Source organism: Glycomyces dulcitolivorans, from assembly GCF_003265355.1.
GTDB classification, from domain to species: Bacteria; Actinomycetota; Actinomycetes; order Mycobacteriales; family Micromonosporaceae; genus Glycomyces; species Glycomyces dulcitolivorans.
Map to the genome: position 1 here is coordinate 1 of NZ_QFRW01000296.1, position 24,313 is coordinate 24,313.

A 24,313-nucleotide genomic window follows, 5' to 3' on the forward strand; every position below is an offset into this window, starting at 1 on the left:
GTGCGCGGCGGCGGTCGGCTGCGCCGGGCCGCCGGGAGTGCGCCCGAACGGCGAAAGGGCCCGGCGGCGTCCGCCGGGCCCTCCGTCGCGGCGGCCCCTAGAGGGCGCCGAGCAGTGCGGGGTAGTAGCCGGAGGCGTGCCCGGCGGCGTTCGGGTGGTAGGGGACGTCGAGGATCGTGAACCCGTGCAGCCAGGGCGCGCGGGAGCAGATCTCGTGGCCGGTGAACTCGTCCCGGACGTCCACATAGGTGAACCCGTGCGCCTCGGCGGCGGCCTCGATGACCCCCGAGAGCAGGTCGGCGCCCTGGTTCATGCGGACCTGCTCGGCGATGCTGATGGAGCCGAGGGCGTCGCAGGTGTTGCGGGCGGCGAACAGCCGCGGGTAGCCGGTCACGTAGACCTCGGCGTCGGGGGACCGGGTCTCGATCTCGGTGTAGACGGCGTCGAGCTTCGCCGGCAGCTCCTGGGTGGCGCGCCGCTCGGCCTCGACGATCGCGGGCGTGCAGTTCTGGAACGGGGTGATGCAGGCGATGACGGCGTCGGTCCAGCCGATGTCGTTGCCGCCGATGCCGATCGTGACGAGGTCGGTCCCGGCTTCGAGGGCCTGGACCTGCTCGGCGAGGACGTCGCCGGTGGTCGCGCCGCCGCAGGCGACGAAGGTGAAGTCGGCGCCGAGCTCGGCCGCGAGCAGGGCCGGGTGGGCCTTGTTCGAGCGCTGGCAGGCGGCGTCGGTGTAGGGCCCGGCGCCCGAGCCGGAGGAGTACGAGTCGCCGAGGGCGACGTACTCGGGCCCCTGGGCGTGGGCGGCGGCGGGGACGAGGAGGAGCATGGCGAGCGCGGCCGTGGCGATCGTCGCGACGCGTCGGAGTCGGTCCATGGGGGGTCCTTTGCGAGTCGGGGGAAGACTTGCCACACATTGTGAACTCGCCGGTAACTTGTTGGGAACCCCGCGACGATAACAAATCGGGAAATTTACACATCTCGTTCTATTGCGCGGGCGACGGCCGGGTAGTAGCCGTTGGCGTGGCCGAGGGCGTTGGGGTGGTAGGACTCGGCGGTCGGGTAGCGCAGGCCGTGGAGGTAGGGGACCTCGTCGCAGACGGCGTGCCCGGCGAAGGACTCCCTGACGTCCACATAGGTGAATCCGTGTGCGCTTGCGGCGCTTGCGAGGACGTCGGCGAGGAGGTCGGCGGCCTGGTTCATGCGGGCCTGCTCGGCGAGCGAGGGCTGCTGGAGGGCGCCGCAGGTGCGCCGCTCGTTGAACAGGCGCGGGTAGCCGAGGACGAGGACCTCGGCGTCGGGGGCGCGGTCGGCGACGGCGCCGTAGACGCCGTCGAGCAGGCCCGGCAGCTCGACTTGGATGAGGGCTTCGGAGGCCTCGATCTCGTCGGTACAGTTGGTGAGCGGGGTGAGGCAGGCGGCGACGGCCTCGGTCCAGCCGATGTCGTTGCCGCCGATGGTGACCGTGACGAGGTCGGTGCCCTCGTCGAGGGCGCCGAGCTGCTCGGCGAGGAGGTCGGCGCTGGTCGCGCCGGAGCAGGCGGCGAAGTCGAGGTCGGCGCCGAGCCCGTTGGCGAGAAGCCGGGGGTAGGCGAGGTCGGAGCGCAGGCACTCCTGGTCGAAGTACTCCCCCGCGCCGGTGCCGGATGAGTACGAGTCGCCAAGGGCGACGTAGTCGAGGCGCCACGGCGCCGCCTCGGCCGCGGCGGGCAGGAGGACGAGGGCGGCGGACGCGGCGAGGGCCGCGGCCGCGAGGCGCACAGGGTTCATTCGGGCTCCGTTCCGAGTCAGTACGAAAGGGAACTGTATTGCCCGACCGGAACCCCGAGTCCGGAAACCCCCGTTTTACTGACACATCCCGCTATATCGCGATAAATCCGCCCTTAAGGGACCCCTGGCACAAGAGTACCCGGAGGGTGTGACACCGCCCGGGGCCAGCGGGAACGCGAGGCGGGCGGCGGGCGGCCGCCTTCGGGCGAGTCGAGCAGGGCCGCGAACGCGGTGCCGCAGGCGTCCTGCGGGCCTAGGCTGGGGCCATGGGTGAATCGACGGCGCGGCGGCGGGAGAGCATGTCCGACCAGGCCCTCATCGAGGGCACCGGCGCGGACTGGAAGACGTGGCTGGCCCTGCTCGACGAGCGGGGCGCGGCCGACCTCGGGCACACCGCGATCGCGCGGTTGCTGGTGAGCGAGTTCGAGATCGACGGGTGGTGGGCGCAGTCGATCACCGTCGGGTACGAGCAGGAGCGCGGCCTGCGCGAGCCGGGGCAGCGCCCCGACGGCACGTTCAGCGCCAGCGCGTCCAAGACCGTGACCGCCGCGATCGGCACCGCGTTCGAGCACCTGGCCGACCCCGAGCGCCAGGCCGCGTGGCTCGGCGGCCTGGAGCTGACCCAGCGCAGTGCGTCGCCGCCGAAGTCGGTGCGCTTCGACGCCTCCGACGGCAGCCAGGTGTACGCGAACCTGACCGCCAAGGGCGACAAGACGATCGTGGGGATCGAGATCGCGAAGCTCGGCTCGGCCGAGGCGGCCGCCGCGGCCAAGGCCGACTGGAAGGAACGCCTCGGCCGCTTCGCCGAACAGCTTTAGGAGCTCGCGGTCGGCGCCACTTCCTCCGCCGGGGCCGCGGGCGGCGCCGCCTTCTTGCCGGACTTCCCGCCCGAGCGCGAGATCGCCACGCCGACGAGCGCGAGCGTGCCGCCGCCGATGGTCAGCCAGGTCGGGATCTCCCCCAGCAGCAGCCAGGACAGGCCGACCACGATCGCGGGCACGACGTACGTGGTCGCCCCCAGCTTCCCGGCCGTGGTGTACCGCAGCGCGTAACCCCAGGTCAGGAAGGCCAGCGCGGTCGGGAACAGGCCGAGGTAGAGCACGTGCAGCGTCGCCGAGGTGGGGGCGTCGCCGAGCTGCTGCACCAGGCGGGGCGCGAACGGCAGGCACAGGACCGCGGCGATGGCGTTGCCGAAGGCGGTGAACTGGAGCGAGGAGCAGTGCTGGAGCGTGGGCTTCTGCACGACGACGCTGATGGCGTAGGTGACGGCCGAGACGAGGCACAGCAGGACGCCGAGGACGGAGGCGGCGCTGTCGCGCGACATGGAGAGCGAGACGACCGCGACGCCGGCGAAGGCGACGGTGATGCCGAGGTACAGGCGGGGCGGGAAGCCCTCCTTGAGGATCCAGCCGCCGAGGAGCGCGATGAGGATGGGGCCGATGTTGACGATGAGCGCGGCGGTGCCGGCGTCGACGAGCTGCTCGCCCCAGTTGAGGGCGACCATGTAGACGCCGAACCACAGGACGCCGGCGGTGGCGATGCCGGGCCAGGCGCGGCGGCCGGGCAGGCCTTCGCGGCGGACGGCCCAGACGGCGAGGAGGACGACGGCGGCGACGGCGGCGCGGCCGAGGGTCAGGGGGCCGGGGTCGAGGTGGCGGCCGGCGTCGCGGATGGAGACGAAGGCCGAGGCCCAGCAGAAGACGGTCACGCCGACGGCGAGCGCCGCGCGGGTGTGGAATCGCTCGCTCATCGGCGAAGGCTCCTCAAGGTGGGCATCGGGGCGCCCGGGGGCGGTCGGCTTCGGGCGCGGGCTCGGCGCGGTCGGCGCCGCTGAGAACTTAGCACTGGCGGGCGAGGTCGGGCATCTGTGAATCGACTGGGTCGGAGCGACCGATTCCGGGCGGGACGCGAGTGGCACCCGGGTCTTGAGCGGGGCGGGTGGGACCCCTAGGATAGAAAACGGTATCTATGCGAGCGGTCCGGGAAGTACGACGCCGGGCCGGGGCCGATGCGGCCGCCTGGACCATGGCGGACAATGGTCGGACCCCTCCCGTCGAACCGAGACGAGGCGGCCGCGCTCGCGCGCGGCAGCTCGACGGGAATGATCGCTTACTGGAGAGGGAATCTGATTCATGAGTCGGACCGATTTCACGTATGTGGAAAGCGTTAGCCCCGGCAGCGGGCGACGCGATCCGAGAGCGGCGCTGGCCTCCGACGCCGCCGCGCTCAGCCTCGACGGCGACTGGCGCTTCCGGCTGGGCGCCGGGCTCCACGACACCACCGCCGGGTTCGAGGACCCGGCCTTCGACGCCGGGGCCTGGGACGCGCTCGCCGTGCCGTCGATGTGGCAGATGCACGACCTCGACGGCGACGCCCCCTACGGCAGGCCGGCCTACACGAACGTGGTCTACCCGTTCCCGGTCGACCCGCCGCGCGTCCCCGACGCCAACCCCACCGGCGAGTACCGCCGCACCTTCACGCTTCCGGCTGAGTGGCCGGCCACCGGCCGCACGGTCCTGCGCTTCGAGGGCGTCGACTCCGCGTTCGCGGTGTGGGTCAACGGGACCCTGCTCGGCGACGGCAAGGGCTCGCGCCTGCCCTCCGAGTTCGACGCCACCGAGTACCTCAAGCCCGGCGAGAACACCGTCGCCGTCCGCGTCCACCAGTGGTCCTCGGCCTCCTATCTGGAGGACCAGGACATGTGGTGGCTGTCGGGGATCTTCCGGCCCGTCTCCCTCGTCCACCGCCCCGACGGCGGCGTCGAGGACGTGTTCGCGCACGCCGACTACGACCACCGCACCGGCAAGGGCACCCTGCGCGTCGAGGCCCCCGAGGGCGCCCGCGTCACCGTGGCCGAGCTGGGGATCGACGTCGCGGCGGGCGAGAGCGTCACCGTCCCGGTCGAGCCGTGGACGGCCGAGACGCCGCGCCTGTACGACGCGGTCGTCGCCACCGACACCGAGCGCGTCAACTTGCGGATCGGCTTCCGCACCGTCAAGGTCGAGAACGGCCTGCTCAAGGTCAACGGCAAGCGGATCCTCCTGCGCGGCGTCAACCGCCACGAATGGGACCCCGACACCGGGCGAACGCTGACGGTCGAGACGATGCGCCGCGACCTGGAGGTCATGAAGCGCCACAACGTCAACGCCGTCCGCACCAGCCACTACCCGCCCGACCGCCGCTTCCTCGACCTCTGCGACGAGATCGGCGTGTGGGTCGTCGACGAGTGCGACCTGGAGACCCACGGGTTCGTCTTCTACGACTGGCGGAACAACCCCAGCGACGAGCCGATGTGGAGGGACGCGTACCTCGACCGCATGGCCCGCATGGTCGAGCGCGACAAGAACCACGCCTCGGTCATCATGTGGTCCCTCGGCAACGAGGCCCACACCGGACAGAACCTCGCCGCGATGTCCGCGTGGGCCAAGGACCGCGACCCCTCGCGCCCCATCCACTACGAGGGCGACTGGGACTCCGGCTACGTCGACGTCTACTCCCGCATGTACGCCGACCACGCCGAGACCGACCGCATCGGGCACCGGACCGAGGCGTCCACGAAGGACCCCGCGCTCGACGAGCACCGCCGGAACATCCCGTTCATCCTGTGCGAGTACGCGCACGCCATGGGCAACGGCCCCGGCGGCATGACCGAGTACCAGCGCCTGTTCGAGCAGCACGAGCGCTGCCAGGGCGGGTTCATCTGGGAGTGGATCGACCACGGCGTGCGCATGCACACCGAGGACGGCCGCGAGTGGTTCGCCTACGGCGGCGACTTCGGCGAGCCGCTCCACGACGGCAACTTCGTCGTCGACGGCCTCGTCTTCCCCGACCGCGAGCCCTCCCCCGGCCTCGTCGAGTTCAAGAAGGTCGTCGAGCCCGTCCGCATCACCGTCGACCCGGCCTCGGGCCGGATCACCGTCGAGAACCTCCGCGACTTCGCCGACACCGGCGACCTGGAGTTCACGTGGGCCGTCGAGGACGGCGGCGACGCCGAGCACAGCGGGCGCCTCGACCTCCCCGCGCTCGCCCCCGGGAACGCCGCGATCGTCCAGTTCCCCTCGCCCGTCGCCGAACTCGGCGAGGCGCGCGGGGAGCGCTGGCTGACCGTGCGGGCCGTCCTCGCCAAGGACGAGCCGTGGGCCGAGGCCGGGCACGAGATCGCCTGGGGCCAGGCGCAACTCGCCGCGGCCGCCGCTCCGGCGCCGTCCGGCGGCACGCCCGCCGAGGCGGCCGGGGACGGCTACCGGCTCGCGAACGCCGAGTTCGACGCGCTCGGGCGGCTCACCGCGATCGGCTCCCTGGAGCTGGACGGTCCGCGGCTGGACCTGTGGCGGGCGCCCACCGACAACGACCTCCGGTCGTGGCACGCGCCCCTCGCCGACAAGTGGCGGAGCGAGGCCGCGGGCCTGCACCGCCTGGAGCACAAGGTCCTCGGCATCGAGACGGGCACCGACGGGCTGACCGTGACGACCCGCGTCGCCGCGGGCGGCGCCGAGATCGGCATGGGCGCGGTCTACCGGTGGCGGCACGCCGCCGGGCGGCTGTGGCTCACCGTCGAGGTGAACCCCGAGGGCGAGTGGGACTTCCCGCTGCCGCGCCTGGGCGTGCGCACCGAGCTGCCGAAGGACCTCGACGACGTGTCCTGGTTCGGCGGCGGCCCCGGCGAGGCGTACACCGACACCCGCGACGCGGCCCGCGTCGGCCGGTTCCGGTCGACCGTGGCCGGCCTCCAGACCCCGTACGTGTTCCCGCAGGAGAACGGCTCGCGCATCGACGTGCGCTGGGCCTCGCTCTCCGGCGGCGGCCGGAGCCTGAAGGTCTACGGGGCCCCGCACTTCGCGTTCACGGTGCGGCCGTGGACGAGCGAGGACCTGGAAGCGGCGCGCCACCGCACCGACCTGGTCGAGCGCGACCGCCTGTACGTCAACCTCGACGCCGGACTCCAGGGCATGGGCTCGGCCGCGTGCGGCCCCGGCGTGCTCCCCGAGCACCGCCTGCTGCCGCGCCCGAGCGCGTTCACGCTGGGCTTCGAAGTGACCGAATAAGGACGCTGCTACAAGCGGGTGCGGCGGGTTCGCGCGCCGAGGGTGTCCACCGTGTGAACTACCCTGAGTGCGGACCCGTCGCATCCCAACCGGTGAGAGAAGGACCCCTGTGCCGAAGAAGTCGAACGCCGAGACCGGCAAGCGCCCGACCATCCGGGACGTGGCCGCCCGCGCGGGCGTGTCGGTGCCGACGGTCTCGCGGGTCCTCGCGGGGAACTACCCGGTGGCGCCCGCGACCCGCTCGAAGGTGCTGCGCGCCATGCGCGAACTCGACTACGTGGTCAACGCGCACGCCCGGGCCCTGGCGGGCGCGACCACGAAGACGGTGGCGTTCGTCGTCGACGACGTGACGGGGCCCTTCTACGCGTACATCGCGCGCGGCGTCGAGCAGCAGGCGGCCTCCGAGGGGCGGCTGTGCCTGCTGTGCACCACGCACGGCGACCCCGAGCGGGAGCTGGCGGTCGTCGAGCTCATGCGCGAGCAGCACGCCGAGGCCGTGATCGTCGTCGGCGGCGCCTGGGACAACGAGCACTACCGCGAGCGCATGCGCTACTTCGCGACCGCGCTCGACCGGTCCGGCTCGCGCCTGGTCCTATGCGGGCGGCCCTCCCCCGGCGCGGACGTCCCGGCCACGGTCGTCCACTACGACAACGAGGGCGGCGCCTATGCGATGGCCTCGCACCTGCTGTCGGCCGGGCACCGGCGCATCTCCTACATGGGGTTCGGCGAGGGCCTGACCACCACCGACGAGCGCATCCGCGGCTTCAAGCGGGCGCACGCCGACCACGGCGTCGAGGTCGACGAGTCGCTCATCCTGCCCGGGAGCTTCTCCAAGGCGAGCGGGCACGAGCTGACGCGCAAGCTCATCGCCGAGCACGACGACGTCACCGCGGTCTTCGCCGCGACCGACATGGTCGCCGCGGGCGTCTTGAAGGCGCTGCGGGAGGCGGGCATCAGCGTCCCCGAGGAGATGTCGGTCGTCGGCTTCGACGACATCCCGCTCGCTTCGGATTTGACTCCGGCTTTGACGACGGTGCATGTGCCGCACGAGCAGCTGGGCCGCGAGGCGGTGCGCCTGGCGCTCCACAGGGGACCCGAACTGGAGGACCAGGTCGTCCTCGGGACCCACATCGTGGTGCGGGAGACGGTGGCGCCGCCGCGGCGCAAGAAGTAAGGGACGCACCGCGCGGGGCCGGGACTGGTTCAGTCCCGGCCCCGCGTGTTCGTCTTAGCGGCGCTCGTCCCGATCCTTGTCGGTCAGGCGCTCCTTGGCGTCGTGGATCTTGTCGTCGGCCCGCTCGCGCAGGTCGTGCAACTCTTCCTTCGCCTTGCCCTTGAGCTGGTCGGCGCGGCCTTCGTTGGCGAGCTTCTCGTTGTCGGTCGCGTCGCCGAGCTTTTCCTTGGCGCGGCCTTTGAGCTGTTCGGCCTTGTCCTTCGCTTTGTCGAAAGCGCCCATGGTTTCCGTACCCCCTTCGGTGCGGTCCCCTGCGGGATACCCGTTCGGCGCCCGATCATGCACCGCGCCATTCCGGCCGGGGTGAACTTCCGGGGCTGAGCTGCGGATTCAGTCGGTGCAATAGGCGGCGTAGTCGAAGTCGGCGAAGCCGCCTTCGGCGGCGTGGTCCTGGACCCAGAGCCCGGCGAACGCGCCGGTGAAGCCGAAGGCGTGGACGAGACCGTTCTCGATCCAGGTGGCGTGCTCGTCGGACAGGACCGTGGTGTCGCGTTCGAGGCCGGTGTCCTTGCCGTCGTAGGCGAAGCGCAGGACGGGCCCGTCGAACTCGATGCGCAGGTCCAGGCGCGGGGGCGCGGGCGCGATGCGGACCTGGTCGCGGTGCCCGCGGTCGGCCGACGAGAGCGACAGCCACGGCGATCCGTCCTCAAGGGACACTTGCAGGAAGTACCAGTTGAAGGCGTTGTAGTAAGCGCAGATGCCGGCGCTCTGATGAATCGTGGCGGGGGTGAACTCGACATTCGCCTCGAACACGCCGCGCTTCGCGGTGAGCGGCTGCGCGACCAGGCTCGGCGTGCGCTTCCCGAACGGCGACTGGCCGCCGGTGATCCGCAGGTGCGAGGGCCGCTCGGCGAGGCCGAGCCACTCGGGGCCGGCGTGGCGGCGCAGGGTGCTCCAGCGCGGATCGAGCGCCGGGCCGTCGAAGTCGTCGCGGTCCTCGCGCACCGGCCGCGGATGGGCGGGCAGGTCCGGCGCGGGCACTTCGAGTGCCGGTGCGGCCCCGGCGATCCGGGGCCAGCCGTCAACCCAGTCGACCTTCGCGATCGCGGTCTCGCGCCCCAGGACGCACCGGCCGGTCGCATCGCGCTCGCGCGCGTCGTCGGGAATCACGCCTTCGACCTCGGTGTAGGGCCGCGAGGTCAGATAGGTCATGTACCAGTCCCCGGTCTGCGTCTCCACGAAGCAACCGTGACCGGCCTTCTGAAGCGGCAGATCGAGCTTGTCCCGCGAGGTCAAGAGCGGCCCGTTCGGGTCGATCTCATAGGGCCCCAGCAGGTCCCGCGACCGCGCGACGACCGCGCCGTGGTTGAACCCGGTCCCGCCCTCGGCGCACAGCAGGACGTACCAGCCGTCCACCTTGTACAGATGCGGGCCCTCGGTCACCCCGGCCGGACTGTGATCCAGGATCACCACCGGCTCCCCGACGGCCTTCCCGCCCTCCAGCCGCTGGATCTCGATGCCGCGGAAGCCGGTCACCATGTTCAGCAGCCACGTCGACCCGTCCTCGTCATGGAACAGCGCCGCATCGAACCCCCGCCCCGGCAACCGCACCGGATCGGTCCACGGCCCCTCCACCGACTCGGCCGTCGTCAGGTAGTTCGCGCAGTCCTTGTACCCGTACGCGTAGTTGTCCACCACCGAGAACACCAGGTGGAACCGCCCGCCCGCATACGTCAGGTCCGGCGCCCACACCCCCGCCGAATCCGGCACCCCCGCCAGGTCGAGCAGCCGCTCCTCCCCGAGCACCCCGCCGACCTCCTCCCAGTGCCGCAGGTCCCGAGACCGGTGCACCCGCACCCCCGGCGCCCACTCGAACGTCGACGTCGCCACGAAGTACTCCTCCCCCACCCGCACGACCGACGGGTCGGGATGGAAGCCGGACAGGATCGGATTGCGGATCACATCAGTCATAGAAACCGATTCAACCTGGCATTCCCCAGAAAAGCAAGCGCTCTCCCACGCCTGGCGAACCCGGTAGAGGAACCCGGTCGGGTTGCGGATGGCGGATGTCGTGGGGGCGGGGCAGAATTCTCGGGTGACTGATGACTTTGAGATCCGAGAGGTGCTGCCGGGCGAGTACGAGGCGCTCGGGGCGTTGACCGTGAAGGCGTACTTGGACGGGGGGTTCCTCATCGGGGGTCTGGACGACCAGTACGCGCCGCGTCTGCGGGACGTGGCGCATCGGGCCGGGAGTGCGACCGTGCTCGTCGCGGTGGACGGGGAACGGGTGCTGGGCGGGGTGACGATCGCGTTTCCCGGGAGTCCGCTGATGGAGCTGGGCGGGGACGGGGACGCCGAGGTGCGGATGCTCGCGGTCGATCCGGGAGCGGGCGGGCGCGGGGTCGGGTCGGCGCTGGCGGCCGCGTGCGTAGAGCGGGCGCGGGCCGAGGCGGGGACGAAGCGGGTCGTGCTGTGCTCGCAGCAGACCATGGTCGGCGCGCACCGGATCTACCGGCGGCTCGGGTTCGAGCGGGCCCCGGAATTGGACTGGTCGCCGTTGCCCGGCGTCGACCTGTGGGCGTTCTTCCTGACGCTCTAGAGGCCCTGCCTTTAAAGAAACCCGCCATAAATGCGCTTGTAGTCGGCCAGCGCATGGTCGACTTCCGCCTGGCCGAGGCCGTAGCGGGCGAGGTCGTAGCGGTGGCCGTGGGGGCGGGCGGCCTTGGCGGTGTCGAGGGCGTCCTGCTCGGATTGTCCCCATTGGACGCCTAGCCGTTGGAAGAGGGCGGGGAGTTGCTCGGTCTGGCCGGTGAGGTGGCGGTAGGGGACGTCGAGGACGGTGTAGGCGGGGAGGCGGGCGCGTTCGGCGCGGGCGCGGTCGATGCCGGTGGCGAAGAGGCCGAGCCACATGCGGCCGATGTCGCGGGGGTCGGCGTCGGTGGTGTTGAGGGCGGTGGCGGTCTCGGTCATGGAGCACAGCGAGGCGAGGGCGGTGGCGGGGTCGCGGTGGGTCCACACGATCTGGGCGTCGGGGAAGGTCTTCATGAGGGCGCCGAGGTTCCACAGGTGGGCGGGGGCGCGCAGGACCCAGCGGCGGCGGGGCCGGCCGTGCTGGAGGACCTGGAGGGTCTGCTTGAGGTAGCGGTAGTCGGCGGTGTAGTCGCGTTCGAGCATCCACTGGACGTAGCCGGGCGGGTGGACGCGGACGAGGTGGCCGATGCCGTGCGGGAGGACCCAGACGCACGAGTCGGGTTTGTCGGGGTGCATGTCGTAGATGCCGCCGAAGGTGGGGACGGCGCGGCGCTGGGCGTCGACCATGCGTTCGGTGCGGCGGTGCCCGTCTTCAAGGTCGCCGGGGTGCAGGAGTTCGTGGAGGAGGGGCGCGCGGTGGGCGTCGGGGGCGGCGAGGAGGCGCTGGAGGACGGCGGTGCCGGTGCGGGGGACGCCGGTGATGACGATGGGCCGGTCGATGCGCTGGTCGGCGATGTCGGGGTCGAGGGCGTGGAGTTTGCGGATGCGCAGGTGGTTCGCGAGGCGGTCGGTGATCTCCTGGGAGGCGCCGATCCAGCCCATGGGGGTGAGGCCGGGGACGTCGGCGTAGCCGGTGAGGAGGACGCGCATGTCCTCGATGAACTCGTCGTCGCCGTGGGCGGTGGAGTTGGTGCGGTCCTCGGCTTCGCGGACGGCGCGTTCGATGAGGCGGTCGACCTTCTTGCGCCGTCCCGCGATCGCGGGGGTGAGGACCGTGTTGACGGCCCTGAGCCAGGGCGCGACGCGCTCCATATCTATATGACTCCTTTTGTGCCACTAAGAAAGTGAGGTGAGCCTACAGTCGGGTCGACTGCGGGCCCACCTCGGCTGCCTGCCTGTGCAGTCTGCTACTGCGTCTGGGCGGGTTCGAGTGGGATGGCGGCGGCGAGCTGGGGCGCGAGTTCGGCGACGAAGCGGGCCGCGAGGTGGTTGGAGTCGCGGTAGACCAGGAGGTTGCCGACCACGACGGGGCAGGTGCCCTCGTCGACGTCGCAGATCCACGGGACGGGGTCGACGACGTTGGCGCCGGTGTCGGCGACGGCGTCTTCGACCGCTTGGCGGCGTTCGGGTTCGATGAGGGCGTCGTCGAGGTGGCCGACGCAGGTGCTGGCGTCCTCGGGGTTGGCGGCGAGGCAGTCGGGGACGTCTTCGCCGAGGTCGGGGTTGTCGGCGAGGTAGTAGACCTCGTCGGTGGACGCTTCGAGGCGCTCGACGCTGTCGACCCAGCCGTCGGTCCAGGCCTGGTCGGGGTCGTCGGCGATGACCTCCTTCTCGTCGTAGGTCGCGGCGACGACGGCGTCGGGCCGGATCTCGTCGAGGAGGTCGTAGACGCCGTCCTTCCATTCGGGGCACTCGGTGTACTCGCGCTGGAGCTTCGGGTCGTATTCGGCGACGTCGGGGACGGAGCAGGCGGCCTTGGTCATGGCGAGCAGGCGCCAGCCGGAGGCTTCGGCGAGCTGGTTGAGGGCCGGGAACCACTGGGCGGCATGGGAGTCGCCGAAGAGGACGAGGGTCTTCTCGCCGTCGGGGTCGCCGTACCAGCAGTCCTCGTTGACGGCGGGGTCGTCGCGTTCGACGACGCAGCCGTCGTCGTAGAGGGCGGGCTCGTCGAGGCGGGCGTCTTCGAGCGCGGGCGTGAGGTTCGCCGGAACGACGTCCACATCGGAGGATTCGTCGAGGAGCTCCCACACGGTCGCCTCGTCGCCGGTGATCTCGGCGGCCTCCTCGTTGGAGGCGGTCGGCATCGGCTGGAGCGAGGCGAGGATCGACAGGGCCAGCGCGGCGGTGATGAGCCCGCCGCCCATCGCGAGGGCCCGCGAGGGGACCTGGACGAGGGTGCGGCGAGTGCGGATCGGGTTCTCCACGAGGTGGAAGGTGGCGACGGCGAGGAGGAACGCGGCGGCCATGAGCACCAGGTAGTGGCGCAGGCGCGGCTCCTCAAGGCCGAGGACGGCGGGGCCGATCATGACCAGGGGCCAGTGCCACAGGTACAGGCCGTAGGAGATCTTCCCGACGTACTGCGCGGGCGCGATGCCGAGGATAAGGCGTGCGCCGAAGCGGTGCGGGGCGCAGCCGGCGGCGATGACGAGGGCCGTCCCGGCGACGGGGAGGATCGCGGCGGTGCCGGGGAACGTGGTGCGCTCGTCGATGAGGAAGACGGAGGCGACGACGAGGCCGAGGCCGGCCCACGAGAGCGGGGCGGCGGCCCAGGCGGGGAGGCGCCGCAGCCGGTTCGCCGCGACGGCGACGCCGGCGCCTGCGGCGAGTTCCCATGCGCGCGTGTGGATGCCGAAGTAGGACCAGACGGGGTCGGGCCCGGACTGGGTGGCGCTCAGGTAGAGCGAGGCGGCGCCGACGCAGGCGAGGACGAGGGCGACGGCGGTGGTGCGGCGGCGCCTCAGGTGGCCGGCGCGGGCGAAGCGCCCGCCCCAGATGCGCTTGGCGACCAACGCGATCGCGAGCAGCAGCAGCGGCCACAGCAGGTAGAACTGCTCCTCGACCGCGAGCGACCAGAAGTGCTGGAGCGGGGAGGGCGCGGCGTCGGCGTTGAGGTAGTCGGTGCCTTCGCGGGCGAGGCGGATGTTGACGACGTTGAGCGCGGCGGCCGCGGCGTCGGTGGCGATGTCGTGGAGTCTGGTGCGCGGCAGCCAGAACCAGGCGGCGGCGAGCGTCGCGGCCAGGACGACGGCCGCGGCGGGCAGGAGGCGCACGGCGCGGCGGGCGTAGAAGCCGGTGATCGAGATCGTGCCGGTCCGGTCCATCTCGCGCAGCAGCAGCGAGGTGATGAGGAAGCCGGAGATGACGAAGAAGACGTCGACGCCGATGAAGCCGCCTTCTGAGTAGAAGAAGCCGATGTGGGCGGCGATGACGGCGCCGACGGCGAGGGCTCTGAGGCCCTCGATGTCGGGTCTCCAGTGGCTGGGACGCGCACTGGTGGCCTCGGTTGCGGCGGCCGGGGCGGCCGCTTCGGTCATGGGGGCGGCGTCGGGGGACGCCGCCGATGTGTTCGCGTTGGTCAGACGCATATATCGGGTCTCCGCAATGGTTCACCGGGCAGGGACTCGCCGGTCGGGCAGGACCGGCCTCTGGCGATGGGGATGGGTACCGGGGACGAACGCCGACCATAGCATTCGGTTCTTATACGGACCGACCCCCTTGAAACCGGTGAAATCAGTCTCAAGGGGGTCGATTACCGCGAGTGAGACCCGTCCCGGAGGACGGGACGGCGCCTTACGGGACGCCGGGCGCCTCGGGGGTCTGGCGCAGCAGGCCCTCCTGGGTCGCCGAGGCGATGTGCAGGCCGTCGGCGTCGAAGAAGCGGCCCTGGGCCAGGCCGCGGCCGTCGGCCGCGGTCGGGGAGAGCGAGTCGTAGAGGATCCAGTCGTCGAACCGGAACGGGCGGTGGAACCACAGGGCGTGGTCCAGGCTCGTCCCCAGGTAGCCGCCGGGGCCCCAGACCGCGCCGTGGCGCGACAGGACCGAGTCCAGCAGCGTCAGGTCCGAGGCGTACGTCAGGACGCACACGTGGATGAGCGGGTCGTCGGGGAGCTTCCCGTCGGCCTTCATCCACACCCGCTGGTGCTCCAGCGCCGGGCGCTCCCCCGAGGCGGAGAAGCCCGAGCCGCCGATGTACCGCACGTCGATCGGGCGCGGCACCCGCGCCCACATGCCCAGGCGGTCCGGGTGCGACTTGAGCTGCTGGCTCAGCGGCGGGATCGACTCGGGGTCGGGCAGGTCGCCCGGGGCGGCGTCGGCGTGCTCCAGGCCCGGCTCGCCGGTGTGGAACGACGCCGACATGAAGAAGATCATCTGGCCGTTCTGGAGGGCGACCGTGCGCCGCACCGAGAACGAGCGGCCGTCGCGGATGTTCTCGACCTGGTAGATGATCGGCTTCGTCGAGTCGCCGGGGCGCACGAAGTACCCGTGCAGGGAGTGCACGCGCCGGTCGGCCGGGACGGTGCGCCCGGCCGCGACCAGCGCCTGCCCGGCGACCTGGCCGCCGAACACCCGCTGGAGGCCGACCCCGGCGCGCGGCCCGCGGAACAGGCCGGCGTCGATGCGCTCCAGGTCGAGGACGCCGAGGAGCGAGTCCACGGCGTCCTGTCCCACCAGGACCTCGACCATCTAGGAGCCGATCTGGTGGACCCGGACCGTGTTGGTCGAGCCCGGCGTGCCCGCCGGGGTGCCCGCCACGATGACGACCAGGTCGCCGGGGGCGGCCAGGTGGTGCTCCTGGAGCGTCTTGTCGACCAGCGTGAACATCGCGTCGGTGTGGTCGACGTGCTCGACGAGGTAGGAGTCGGTGCCCCACGACAGCGCCATCTGGTTGCGGACCGACTCGATCGGCGTGAGGCCGTAGATCGGGCGGTTCGGCTTCAGGCGGGCCAGGCGCTTGACGGTGTCACCGGTCTGGGTGAACGCGACGAGGGCCTTCGCGCCGATCGCGTCGGCGATCTCGGCCGCGGCGTGCGTGACGGCGCCGGACTTGGTGCGCGGGTCGTGGAGCAGCTCGCGCAGGCCGATGGGCCCGCCCTCGGTGGTCTCCACGATCTTCGCCATGGTGCGGACGGTGCCGATCGGGTACTTGCCGACCGAGGTCTCACCGGAGAGCATCACGGCGTCGGTGCCGTCGAGGACGGCGTTGGCGACGTCGGAGACCTCGGCGCGGGTCGGGCGGGCGTTCTCGATCATCGAGTCGAGCATCTGGGTGGCGACGATGACCGGCTTCGCGTTCTCGCGGCAGAGGCGCACGATCTCCTTCTGCACGATCGGGACCTCGTCGAGGGGCATCTCGACGCCCAGGTCGCCGCGGGCGACCATGACGCCGTCGAAGGCCAGGACGATCTCTTCGAGGCGCGCGACGGCCTCGGGCTTCTCGACCTTCGCGATGATCGGGCGGCGCACGCCGACCTCGTCCATGACCTTGTGGCCCAGGCGGACGTCGTCGGGGGTGCGCACGAACGACATCGCGATGAGGTCCACGCCGAGGTTCAGGGCGAACTTCATGTCCGAGATGTCCTTCTCGGACAGCGCCGGGACGGAGATCGCCACGTTCGGCAGGGACAGGCCCTTGTTGTTCGAGACCGGGCCGCCCTCGACGACCAGGCACTCGACGTCGGTGTCGTCGGCGCCGAGGACTTCCAGCGCCAGCTTGCCGTCGTCGACCAGGAGGCGGTCGCCCTTGGAGACCTCGCCCGGGAGCTTCTTGTAGGTGCAGGAGACGCGGTCGTGGGTGCCCTCGACGTCGTCGGAGGTGATCTTGATCCGGTCGCCGGCGTTCCACTGCTCGGAACCGTTGGCGAAGGTGCCCAGGCGAATCTTGGGGCCCTGCATGTCGGCGAGGATCGCGACGGGCTTCCCGGCGGCCGCGGCGGCCTCGCGCACCATCTGGTACACGGCCTCGTGGTCGGACTGGGCGCCGTGGGAGAAGTTCATGCGGGCGACGTTCATCCCCGCGTCGATCAGGCCGGCCATGCGCTCGGGCGTGGCGGTCGCAGGCCCGATGGTGCAGACGATTTTTGCTCTACGAGTCACCCTGCGATGGTATATCGGACGCCCACTCGCACTCAGGGGGTCACCGCAGTTGAGAGCTGCAATTCACGGTTCTGGAAATGCACAATGAACGTAGGCGGAATTGAGCGCAGAGGCATATTCACTGCGCTCAATTCCGCCTATTGGCGTTATGCCGCGAGCGGCTGCGCGGAGGCCGAAACGGGCGCCGGAAGCGCCGTCTGGCCGCCGAGGTAGCGGTGCGCCGCGGCGGCCGCGGCGCGGCCCTCGGCGATCGCCCACACGATGAGCGAGGCGCCCCGGTGGGCGTCCCCCGCGACGAACACGCCGGGCGCGTCCGTCTGCCAGTCCTCGCCGCAGTCGATCACGTTGCGCCGCGTCCGCTCGATCCCGAACTGGCGCAGCAGCGGCTGGTCCTCGGTCCCGGCGAACCCGATCGCCAGGAGCACGAGGTCGGCGGGCACGAGCCGCTCGGTCCCCGGCACCGGGACGACGTCGCGCCGGCCCTGGGACTTGTCGACGGTGACCTCCGAGAGGCGCATCTGGCGCACGTGCCCGTGCTCGTCCCCGACGAACTCCGCGGCGGCCGAGCCGTAGTTGCGCTCCCCGCCCTCTTCGTGCGCCGGGTAGTTGCGGACGATGACCGGCCACGTCGGCCACGGGTCCTTCACGTCGTCGCGGTCCGACGGGGGCATCGGGTACAGGTCGAGCTGGCGGACCGAGGCCGCGCCCTGCCGGTGGGCCACGCCCAGGCAGTCCGCGCCGGTGTCGCCGCCGCCGATGATGACCACGTGCTTGCCCTTGGCGTCGATCGGCGCGAACGGGGCCTTGCCCGCCGCGACCTGGTTGGCGCCCACGAGGTGCTCCATCGCCTGGTGGATCCCGGCGAGGTCGCGCCCCGGCTGGTCGGTCTCGCGCCCTTCGAGCGCGCCCACGGCCAGGACGACCGCGTCGTGGCGCTCGCGCAGGTCCGCGGCCGTGAGGTCCACGCCGACGTTCACGTCGCACAGGAACTCCACGCCCTCGGCCTCCATCTGGGCCACGCGGCGGTCGATGTGGTGCTTCTCCAGCTTGAAGTCGGGGATGCCGTAGCGCAGCAGCCCGCCCGGAGAGTCGTCGCGCTCGTACACCGTGACCGAGTGGCCCGCGCGGGCCAGCTGCTGGGCCGCGGCCAGGCCCGCCGGGCCCGAGCCGACGACCGCCACCGACTTGCCGGTGGCGAACGCCGCCGGGCGCGCCTCGACGTTGCCGTCGTCGAACGCCCGGTCGATGATCTCGACCTCGATGTTCTTGATGGTCACCGGGTCGTCGCCGATCCCCAGGACGCACGCGGCCTCGCACGGCGCCGGACACAGCCTGCCGGTGAACTCCGGGAAGTTGTTCGTCGCGTGCAGCTGCTCGATCGCCGCGCCCCACCGGTCGGTGCGCGCCAGGTCGTTCCACTCCGGGATCCGGTTGCCCAGCGGGCAGCCGTTGTGGCAGAACGGGATCCCGCAGTCCATGCACCGCGAGGCCTGGGCCTTCACGAGCTGGTTCGTCGTGCGGGTGTACACCTCGCGGTTGTCGAGGATGCGCACCGGGATCGGGCGCTTCTTCGGCACCTCGCGCTGGTGTTCGAGGAATCCACTCGGGTCAGGCATTGGCGGCCTCCGTCTGGGCTTGCTGGAGGGCGAGAACGGCCTTGTACTCGCGCGGGATGACCTTGGTGAAGCCGCTGGCGGCCTTGGGCCAGTTGCCGAGCAGCTCCGCAGCGACCTCCGAGCCGGTGGCCCGGCCGTGGCGCAGCAGCAGCGAGTGGACCAGGTCGATGTCGGAGGCCGACAGCGGGTCCAGGTCCGCCAGCGCGGTGTTGGTGCGCGACTCGTCCAGGCGCCACACGTAGGCGACGCCCCCGGACATGCCAGCCGCGAAGTTGCGGCCGGTGGAGCCGATGACGAGGACGGTGCCGCCGGTCATGTACTCGCAGCCGTGGTCGCCCACGCCCTCGACGACGGCGACGGCCCCGGAGTTGCGGACGGCGAAGCGCTCGCCGACCTTCCCGCGGATGTACGCCTCGCCGGAGGTCGCCCCGTACAGGAGCGTGTTCCCGGCGATGACGTTGTCCTCGGCCTTGAACGGGGCCCCGGCGTCGGGGGCGAGCACGAGGCGCCCGCCCGAGAGGCCCTTGCCGACGTAGTCGTTGGCGTCGCCGACGAGCTTGAACGTCGCGCCCCGGGTGAGGAACGCGCCGAAGGACTGCCCGGCGGTGCCGCGGAAGGTGATCTTGACCGAGTCGTCGGCCAGGCCCTCGCGGTGGGCGCGGGAGACCGCGGCGCCCAGCAGCGCCCCGACGGAGCGGTCGGTGTTGCGGATGGGCAGGTCGGCCTCGATCTTCTCGCCGTGCTCGACGGCGGGGCGGACGAGGTCGACGAGCTTGGCGCCGAGGGTGTCGGCGACGCCGTGGTCCTGGACGGTGGCCTGGACGCGCGGGCCGGCGACGGGCGCGGCGATGACGTTGGCGAGGTCAACGCGGGCGGCCTTGCGGCCGGGCGCGGGGATCTGCTGGAGCCGTTCGACGTTACCGATGGCCTCGTCGAGGGTGCGGTAGCCGAGCTCGGCGAGGTGCTCGCGGACTTCCTCGGCGATGTAGCGGAAGAAGTTCTCGACGAACGCCGGGTCGCCGGTGTAGCGCTGGCGCAGGACCGGGTCCTGGGTGGCGACGCCGACGGGGCAGGTGTCGAGGTGGCACACGCGCATCATGACGCAGCCGGCGACCACGAGCGGGGCGGTGGCGAAGCCGAAGCCCTCCGCACCGAGGAGCGCGGCGACGACGACGTCGCGGCCGGTCTTCATGGCGCCGTCGACTTCGAGGCGGACGCGGTCCCGCAGGCCGTTGCGGATGAGGGTCTGCTGGGCCTCGGCGAGGCCGATCTCCCACGGGGTGCCCGCGTGCTTGATCGAGTTGGCCGGGGAGGCGCCGGTGCCGCCGTCGTAGCCGGAGATGAGGATGGTGTCGGCCTTGGCCTTGGAGACGCCCGCGGCGACGGTGCCGACGCCGACCTCGGAGACCAGCTTCACGTGGACCTCGGCGTCGCCGCCGCCGGCGTGCTTGAGGTCGTGGATGAGCTGGGCGAGGTCCTCGATGGAGTAGATGTCGTGGTGCGGGGGCGGGCTGATGAGGCCCACGCCCGGGGTGGCGTTGCGGGTCTTGGCGATCCACGGGTGGACCTTGTTGCCGGGCAGCTGGCCGCCTTCGCCGGGCTTGGCGCCCTGCGCCATCTTGATCTGGATGGCGTCGGCGGTGGCCAGGTACTCGGAGGTGACGCCGAAGCGGCCGGAGGCGACCTGCTTGATCGCCGAGCGGCGCTCGGGGTCGTAGAGGCGGTCGACGTCCTCGCCGCCCTCGCCGGAGTTGGAGCGCCCGCCGAGGCGGTTCATGGCGATGGCGAGCGTCTCGTGGGACTCACTGGAGAGGGCGCCGTAGGACATCGCGCCGGTGTGGAAGCGCTTGACGATGGTCTCGACGGGCTCGACCTCGTCGAGCGGGACGGGGGCACGCGAGTCGTCGAAGCCGAGCATGCCGCGCAGCAGACCGGAGTCGGCGGCGATGGCGTTGACTTTCCCGGTGTAGCGCTTGAAGACCTCGTACTGGCCCGAGCGGGTGGCGTGCTGGAGCAGGAACACCGTCTCGGGGTTGAACAGGTGCACTTCGCCTTCGCGGCGCCACTGGTAGTCGCCGCCCGGGGGCAGCGGCTCGGAGGCCTCGACGGTGCGCTCGTAGGCGGCGCGGTGGCGCTCGGCGACCTCTTTGGCGAGGGTCTGGAGGCCGATGCCGCCGACGAGGGAGTCGGTGCCGGTGAAGTAGCGGTCGACGAAGTCGGCGTCGAGGCCGACGGCCTCGAAGATCTGCGCGCCGGTGTAGGAGGCGATCGTGGAGATGCCGATCTTCGACATCACCTTGAGCACGCCCTTGCACAGCGCGTTGATGTAGTTCTCGATCGCCTGGGCCGGTTCGGCGTCGACGACGCCCTGCGCGCACAGCTCCTCGACGGAGTCGAACGCGAGGTACGGGTTGATCGCGGCGGCGCCGTAGCCGAGGAGGACCGCGGCGTGGTGGACCTCGCGGCAGTCGCCGGTCTCGACCAGGAGCGCGACCTTGGTGCGGGTCTGCTCGCGCACGAGGTGCTGGTGCACGGCGGCGGTGAGCAGGAGCGAGGGGATCGGCGCGAGGTCGGCGGTGGAGTCGCGGTCGGAGAGGACGAGGATGCGCACGCCGTCCTCGATGGCCTCGGAGACGTGGCGGCAGATCTCGACCAGGCGGTCCTTGAGCCCGCGGGAGCCGTGGCGGGCCTTGTAGACCCCGGAGACGCGCACGGCCTGGAAGCCGGGCATGTCGCCGTCCTCGTCGATGTGGAGGATCTTCGCGAGCTCCTCGTTCGACAGGACGGGGCGGGCCAGCTCGATCTGGCGACAGGAGTGCGGGCCGGGTTCGAGGAGGTTGCCCTCGGGGCCGACGGTGGTCCCGAGCGCGGTGACGAGCTTCTCGCGGATGGCGTCCAGCGGCGGGTTGGTGACCTGCGCGAACAGCTGCGTGAAGTAGTCGAACAGGAGCTTGGGGCGCTTGGAGAGCCCGGCGATGGGGGTGTCCGAGCCCATGGACACCAGGGGTTCTTCGCCCTTGGCGGCCATGGGGGCGAGGAACATGCGCAGCTCCTCGTCGGTGTACCCGAAGGTGAGCTGGCGGCGGCGCACGGACTCGGCGTCGTAGGTGCGCGGCTTGCGCTCGGGGAGCTCTTCGAGGCGGATGAGCCCGGCGTGGAGCCAGTCCCCGTAGGGGTGCTCCTTGGCGAGGGCGTCCTTGACCTCTTCGTCGTCGACGATGCGCCCGGCCTCGGTGTCGACCAGGAACATGCGGCCCGGCTCCAGGCGGCCCTTCTGGGCGACCTTCGCGGGGTCGATGTCGACGACCCCGGCTTCGGAGGCGAGGACGACGAGGTCGTCGGTGGTGCGCCACCAGCGGGCGGGGCGCAGGCCGTTGCGGTCGAGGACCGCGCCGATCTGCGTGCCGTCGGTGAAGCAGACCGCGGCCGGTCCGTCCCACGGCTCCATGATCGAGGCGTGGTAGCGGTAGAAGTCGCGGCGCTTGGGGTCCATGGTCGCGTTGTGCTCCCACGCCTCCGGCATCATCATGAGCATCGCGTGGGGCAGGCTGCGCCCGCCCAGGTGCAGCAGCTCGACGACCTCGTCGAAGTTGAGCGAGTCGGACCCGTTCGGGGTGTTGATCGGGAACAGGCGGCGCAGGCGCCCGGGCAGGGCCGCGGTCGCGAGCTCGGCCTGGCGGGCGGTCATCCAGTTGCGGTTGCCGCGGATCGTGTTGATCTCGCCGTTGTGGGCGACCATCCGGAACGGGTGGGCCAGCGGCCACGACGGGAACGTGTTGGTGGAGAACCGGGAGTGGACCAGCGCGATCGCGGAGGTCAGGCGCTCGTCGGCGAGCTCCGGGTAGAACTGCGGGACCTGCGCGGGGGTGAGCATGCCCTTGTAGACGACGGTCCGGGAGGAGAGCGTGACGATCGCGGCGCCGTCGAGGTGGCGCTCGCGCAGTTCGCGCTCGGCCTGCTTGCGCACGCAGAACGCGAGCCGGTCGAGCTCGATCCCGGAGGCGAGGGCGTCCTCGGCGGCGAGGAACACCTGGGAGACGCGGGGCTTGCAGGCGGCCGCGGCGGCGCCGAGCCCGGACGGGTCGGTGGGCACGTCGCGCCAGCCGAGGACGCGGCAGCCTTCGGCCACGGCGTACTTCTCGACGATCGCGCGGGCGCGCAGGGTCTCGTCGTCCCCTTCGGGGGTGAAGACGAGGCCGGCGGCGTAGTGGCCGGCGGCGGGGAGGGCGAAGCCGACCGCGTCGCGGTAGAAGGCGTCCGGGATCTGCAGCATGATGCCCGCGCCGTCGCCCGAGTCGGGGTCGGGGGCGGTGGCGCCGCGGTGCTCCATGCGCACGAGCGCGGACAGGCCCCGCTCGATGACGTCGTGGGCGGCCCGGCCTTGCATGTCCGCGACGATGGCGACGCCGCAGGCGTCGTGTTCCCAGTTGGGGCGGTAAAGACCGGGTTCGGTGTGCAGGGCAGAAACCAACCGTGGCCTCCTTCGTCGTCGAGCGCTCGCAGCAGGTGGGGGCGCTGGAGCACAGCGGTGTTTCATACGGGACGACGTCGGCCCGAGCGAATGCAAAGTGTCAGGCGAGTGTAATGCATCGCTCATCTATCGGACACCATCGTCCTACGATCCGAGCAGGTCGGGCGGTTTTTCTGAACGAGCCCTCAGGAAGCGCGCAACCGGCGTGTAATGAGGGTGTAACAGCCGCCCGGACAAGTGCCGCCGGGCCGTGCGGGCCGGTGGATGCGGGTCGTTAGAGTGATCCCATATCGCACGGTGCCCATCCCGTGCAGGCACCCCTCAATCAGAGTACTTTCGCAAGGAGCCTTTCACCAATGACCTATCCCCCGCCCCCAGGCTACGGACAGCAGCCGCAGCAGCCGGGCTACCCGCCGCAGCAGCCGGGCGGGTACGCCCCTCAGCCGCAGCAGCCCGGTTACGGGCAGCCCTCCCAGCCCCCCGGCTACGGCCAGCAGCCCGGCTACCCGCCGCCCCCCGGAACGCCCGGCGGCCCTTACGGCGCTCCCCCGCCGATCCCGCCCTCGGGCGGAGGCGGCGGCAACCTCGTCTGGAAGATCGTCCCGGCGGTCCTGGTCGTCCTCGGCCTGGGCATCTGGTTCATCATCCGCTTCGTCGCGAACGACGGCGACGCCGGCGACGCCCTCGACGACCTGACCGACTCCGACACCTCGGCGTCGGTCGCCGAAGGCGACTGCCTGGTCGAGGACCTGACCACGACCACCACGTCCACCGACACGGACCCGACCGCCGGCCTCACCGCCGGGTGCGACGCGGCCGAGGCGTACTGGACCGTCAACAAGGTCGTCGACAACCCCGACCTGCGCGCCGACTCGCTCGGCGAGCTGGAGGAGTACACCGGCATCGAGACCGAGTGCGGCGCCGTGGCGCTGCGCGGGGCCTTCGGCGAGGTCTGGCAGTCCTACTTCTACGTGTACGACTGGGACGGCGGCGCGGTGGACTACCTGCTGTGCCTGACCGCCATCGAGAAGGAGAACGCCGACGGCGCGCTCCCGATCACCCCGACCACCGGCGACTGCACCGACGGCAACGGCCTGAAGATCGACTGCTCGGCCCCGGGCGCGCTCTACACCGTCGAAGAGGTCGAGACCTACGACCCGCCGGTCGAGGAGTCCACCTGGGACTACACGACGGCGCTCGGCGGCTGCCCGAACTCCAGTTACTACGCCACGTCGCTGATCGGCGGCGACGGGCTCATCTGGGGCGCGTACTGCTCCAGCGACAACGTCTAGACGACGCGTCTTCGAGGGCCGCTCCCGCACTGCGGGGGCGGCCCTCTTCTCGTCTACAGGGCCCTCGCCGGGGCGCAATATGATGGAGGGGAACCGCCCCGAGCACGGCCACCCGACGGAGAGCCGCCATGACCTACCCGCCCCCGAACCCCTTCGACCCCTCGCAGCAGCCGGGATACGGCCAGCCCTCGGCGCCCCAGCACTACACGACCGACGCCGACCCGTACTCGCGCCCCGACGTGTACGGCCCCGGCACCGGCTACGGCAACCCGCCGCTGAACGTCCAGCCCGGCTCCGCCCCGCCCGGCACCCCCTACTCGCCCGGCGCGCCCGGCTACGTGCCCGGCCAGCCCGCGCCCCAGCCCACCGGCGCCTTCCAG

The 24,313-nt window shown here is 71.6% G+C and carries 16 protein-coding genes and 1 pseudogene; 6 read left to right on the forward strand and 11 right to left on the reverse strand.

All coding sequences use genetic code 11. From position 1 onward, the window contains the following. Positions 1 to 97: 97 nt before the first annotated feature. Together DI269_RS20220 and DI269_RS20225 are read right to left on the reverse strand one after the other, a co-directional pair. Complete coding sequence (locus DI269_RS20220; RefSeq protein ID WP_112139185.1) at positions 98 to 877, reverse strand: SGNH/GDSL hydrolase family protein; 780 nt, start codon at positions 875 to 877, stop codon at positions 98 to 100. A 95-nt stretch (positions 878 to 972) separates the two neighbouring features. After that, positions 973 to 1,770 carry an SGNH/GDSL hydrolase family protein gene (locus DI269_RS20225; RefSeq protein ID WP_112139187.1) on the reverse strand — a complete coding sequence of 266 codons (798 nt, stop codon included), beginning with the start codon at positions 1,768 to 1,770 and terminating at the stop codon, positions 973 to 975. 266 nt (positions 1,771 to 2,036) lie between these two features. Between DI269_RS20225 and DI269_RS20230 the strand changes: the two genes are divergently transcribed. Further along, a complete protein-coding gene (locus DI269_RS20230; protein WP_157975117.1) occupies positions 2,037 to 2,588 on the forward strand; it encodes a hypothetical protein in 552 nt (183 codons plus the stop codon). On the opposite strand, the gene DI269_RS20235 is transcribed toward DI269_RS20230, so the two are convergent. Beyond that, complete coding sequence (locus tag DI269_RS20235; protein WP_112139191.1) at positions 2,585 to 3,520, reverse strand: DMT family transporter; 936 nt, start codon at positions 3,518 to 3,520, stop codon at positions 2,585 to 2,587. The two genes, DI269_RS20230 and DI269_RS20235, sit on opposite strands and share 4 nt — an antisense overlap. A 382-nt stretch (positions 3,521 to 3,902) precedes the next feature. Here DI269_RS20235 and DI269_RS20240 point away from each other — a divergent pair, with 382 nt between their 5' ends. Both DI269_RS20240 and DI269_RS20245 read left to right on the forward strand, forming a co-directional pair. After that, entirely contained in the window at positions 3,903 to 6,815 is a 2,913-nt protein-coding gene (locus DI269_RS20240; RefSeq protein ID WP_112139193.1) for a glycoside hydrolase family 2 TIM barrel-domain containing protein, read from the forward strand. A 109-nt stretch (positions 6,816 to 6,924) separates the two neighbouring features. Further along, a complete protein-coding gene (locus DI269_RS20245; RefSeq protein WP_112139195.1) occupies positions 6,925 to 7,989 on the forward strand; it encodes a LacI family DNA-binding transcriptional regulator in 1,065 nt (354 codons plus the stop codon). Between the two features lie 54 nt (positions 7,990 to 8,043). On the opposite strand, the gene DI269_RS20250 is transcribed toward DI269_RS20245, so the two are convergent. Continuing rightward, positions 8,044 to 8,271, reverse strand: a complete 228-nt coding sequence (locus DI269_RS20250) for a CsbD family protein (protein WP_112139197.1) — start codon at positions 8,269 to 8,271, stop codon at positions 8,044 to 8,046. Positions 8,272 to 8,379: 108 nt separating this feature from the next. After that, the gene (locus DI269_RS20255) at positions 8,380 to 9,960 is read right to left on the reverse strand and encodes a family 43 glycosylhydrolase (protein WP_198667586.1); all 1,581 of its coding nucleotides are present in this window, start codon (positions 9,958 to 9,960) and stop codon (positions 8,380 to 8,382) included. 124 nt (positions 9,961 to 10,084) lie between these two features. Between DI269_RS20255 and DI269_RS20260 the strand changes: the two genes are divergently transcribed. Next, entirely contained in the window at positions 10,085 to 10,588 is a 504-nt protein-coding gene (locus DI269_RS20260; protein WP_232822836.1) for a GNAT family N-acetyltransferase, read from the forward strand. Positions 10,589 to 10,599: 11 nt separating this feature from the next. On the opposite strand, the gene DI269_RS20265 is transcribed toward DI269_RS20260, so the two are convergent. The 6 genes from DI269_RS20265 to gltB form a co-directional block, all read right to left on the reverse strand. Then, entirely contained in the window at positions 10,600 to 11,772 is a 1,173-nt protein-coding gene (locus DI269_RS20265) for a sulfotransferase family protein (protein WP_112139203.1), read from the reverse strand. Positions 11,773 to 11,867: 95 nt separating this feature from the next. Then, entirely contained in the window at positions 11,868 to 14,045 is a 2,178-nt protein-coding gene (locus tag DI269_RS20270) for an acyltransferase family protein (RefSeq protein WP_112139205.1), read from the reverse strand. A 205-nt stretch (positions 14,046 to 14,250) separates the two neighbouring features. Continuing rightward, positions 14,251 to 15,144, reverse strand: coding sequence for an acyl-CoA thioesterase (locus DI269_RS20275; RefSeq protein ID WP_112139206.1), 894 nt, complete (start codon positions 15,142 to 15,144; stop codon positions 14,251 to 14,253). After that, complete coding sequence (pyk, locus tag DI269_RS20280) at positions 15,145 to 16,554, reverse strand: pyruvate kinase (protein WP_112139207.1); 1,410 nt, start codon at positions 16,552 to 16,554, stop codon at positions 15,145 to 15,147. Positions 16,555 to 16,700: 146 nt separating this feature from the next. Continuing rightward, a complete protein-coding gene (locus DI269_RS20285) occupies positions 16,701 to 18,170 on the reverse strand; it encodes a glutamate synthase subunit beta (RefSeq protein ID WP_112139209.1) in 1,470 nt (489 codons plus the stop codon). Next, positions 18,163 to 22,707: a glutamate synthase large subunit gene (gltB, locus tag DI269_RS20290; RefSeq protein WP_112139211.1), complete on the reverse strand. Its 4,545-nt coding sequence runs from the start codon at positions 22,705 to 22,707 to the stop codon at positions 18,163 to 18,165. Before gltB ends, DI269_RS20285 begins: the two co-directional genes overlap by 8 nt. Before the next feature lie 290 nt (positions 22,708 to 22,997). Here gltB and DI269_RS20295 point away from each other — a divergent pair, with 290 nt between their 5' ends. Together DI269_RS20295 and DI269_RS20300 are read left to right on the forward strand one after the other, a co-directional pair. Further along, a complete protein-coding gene (locus DI269_RS20295) occupies positions 22,998 to 23,933 on the forward strand; it encodes a hypothetical protein (RefSeq protein ID WP_198667587.1) in 936 nt (311 codons plus the stop codon). 128 nt (positions 23,934 to 24,061) lie between these two features. Beyond that, positions 24,062 to 24,313: pseudogene (locus tag DI269_RS20300) on the forward strand (PQQ-binding-like beta-propeller repeat protein); the annotation flags it as partial.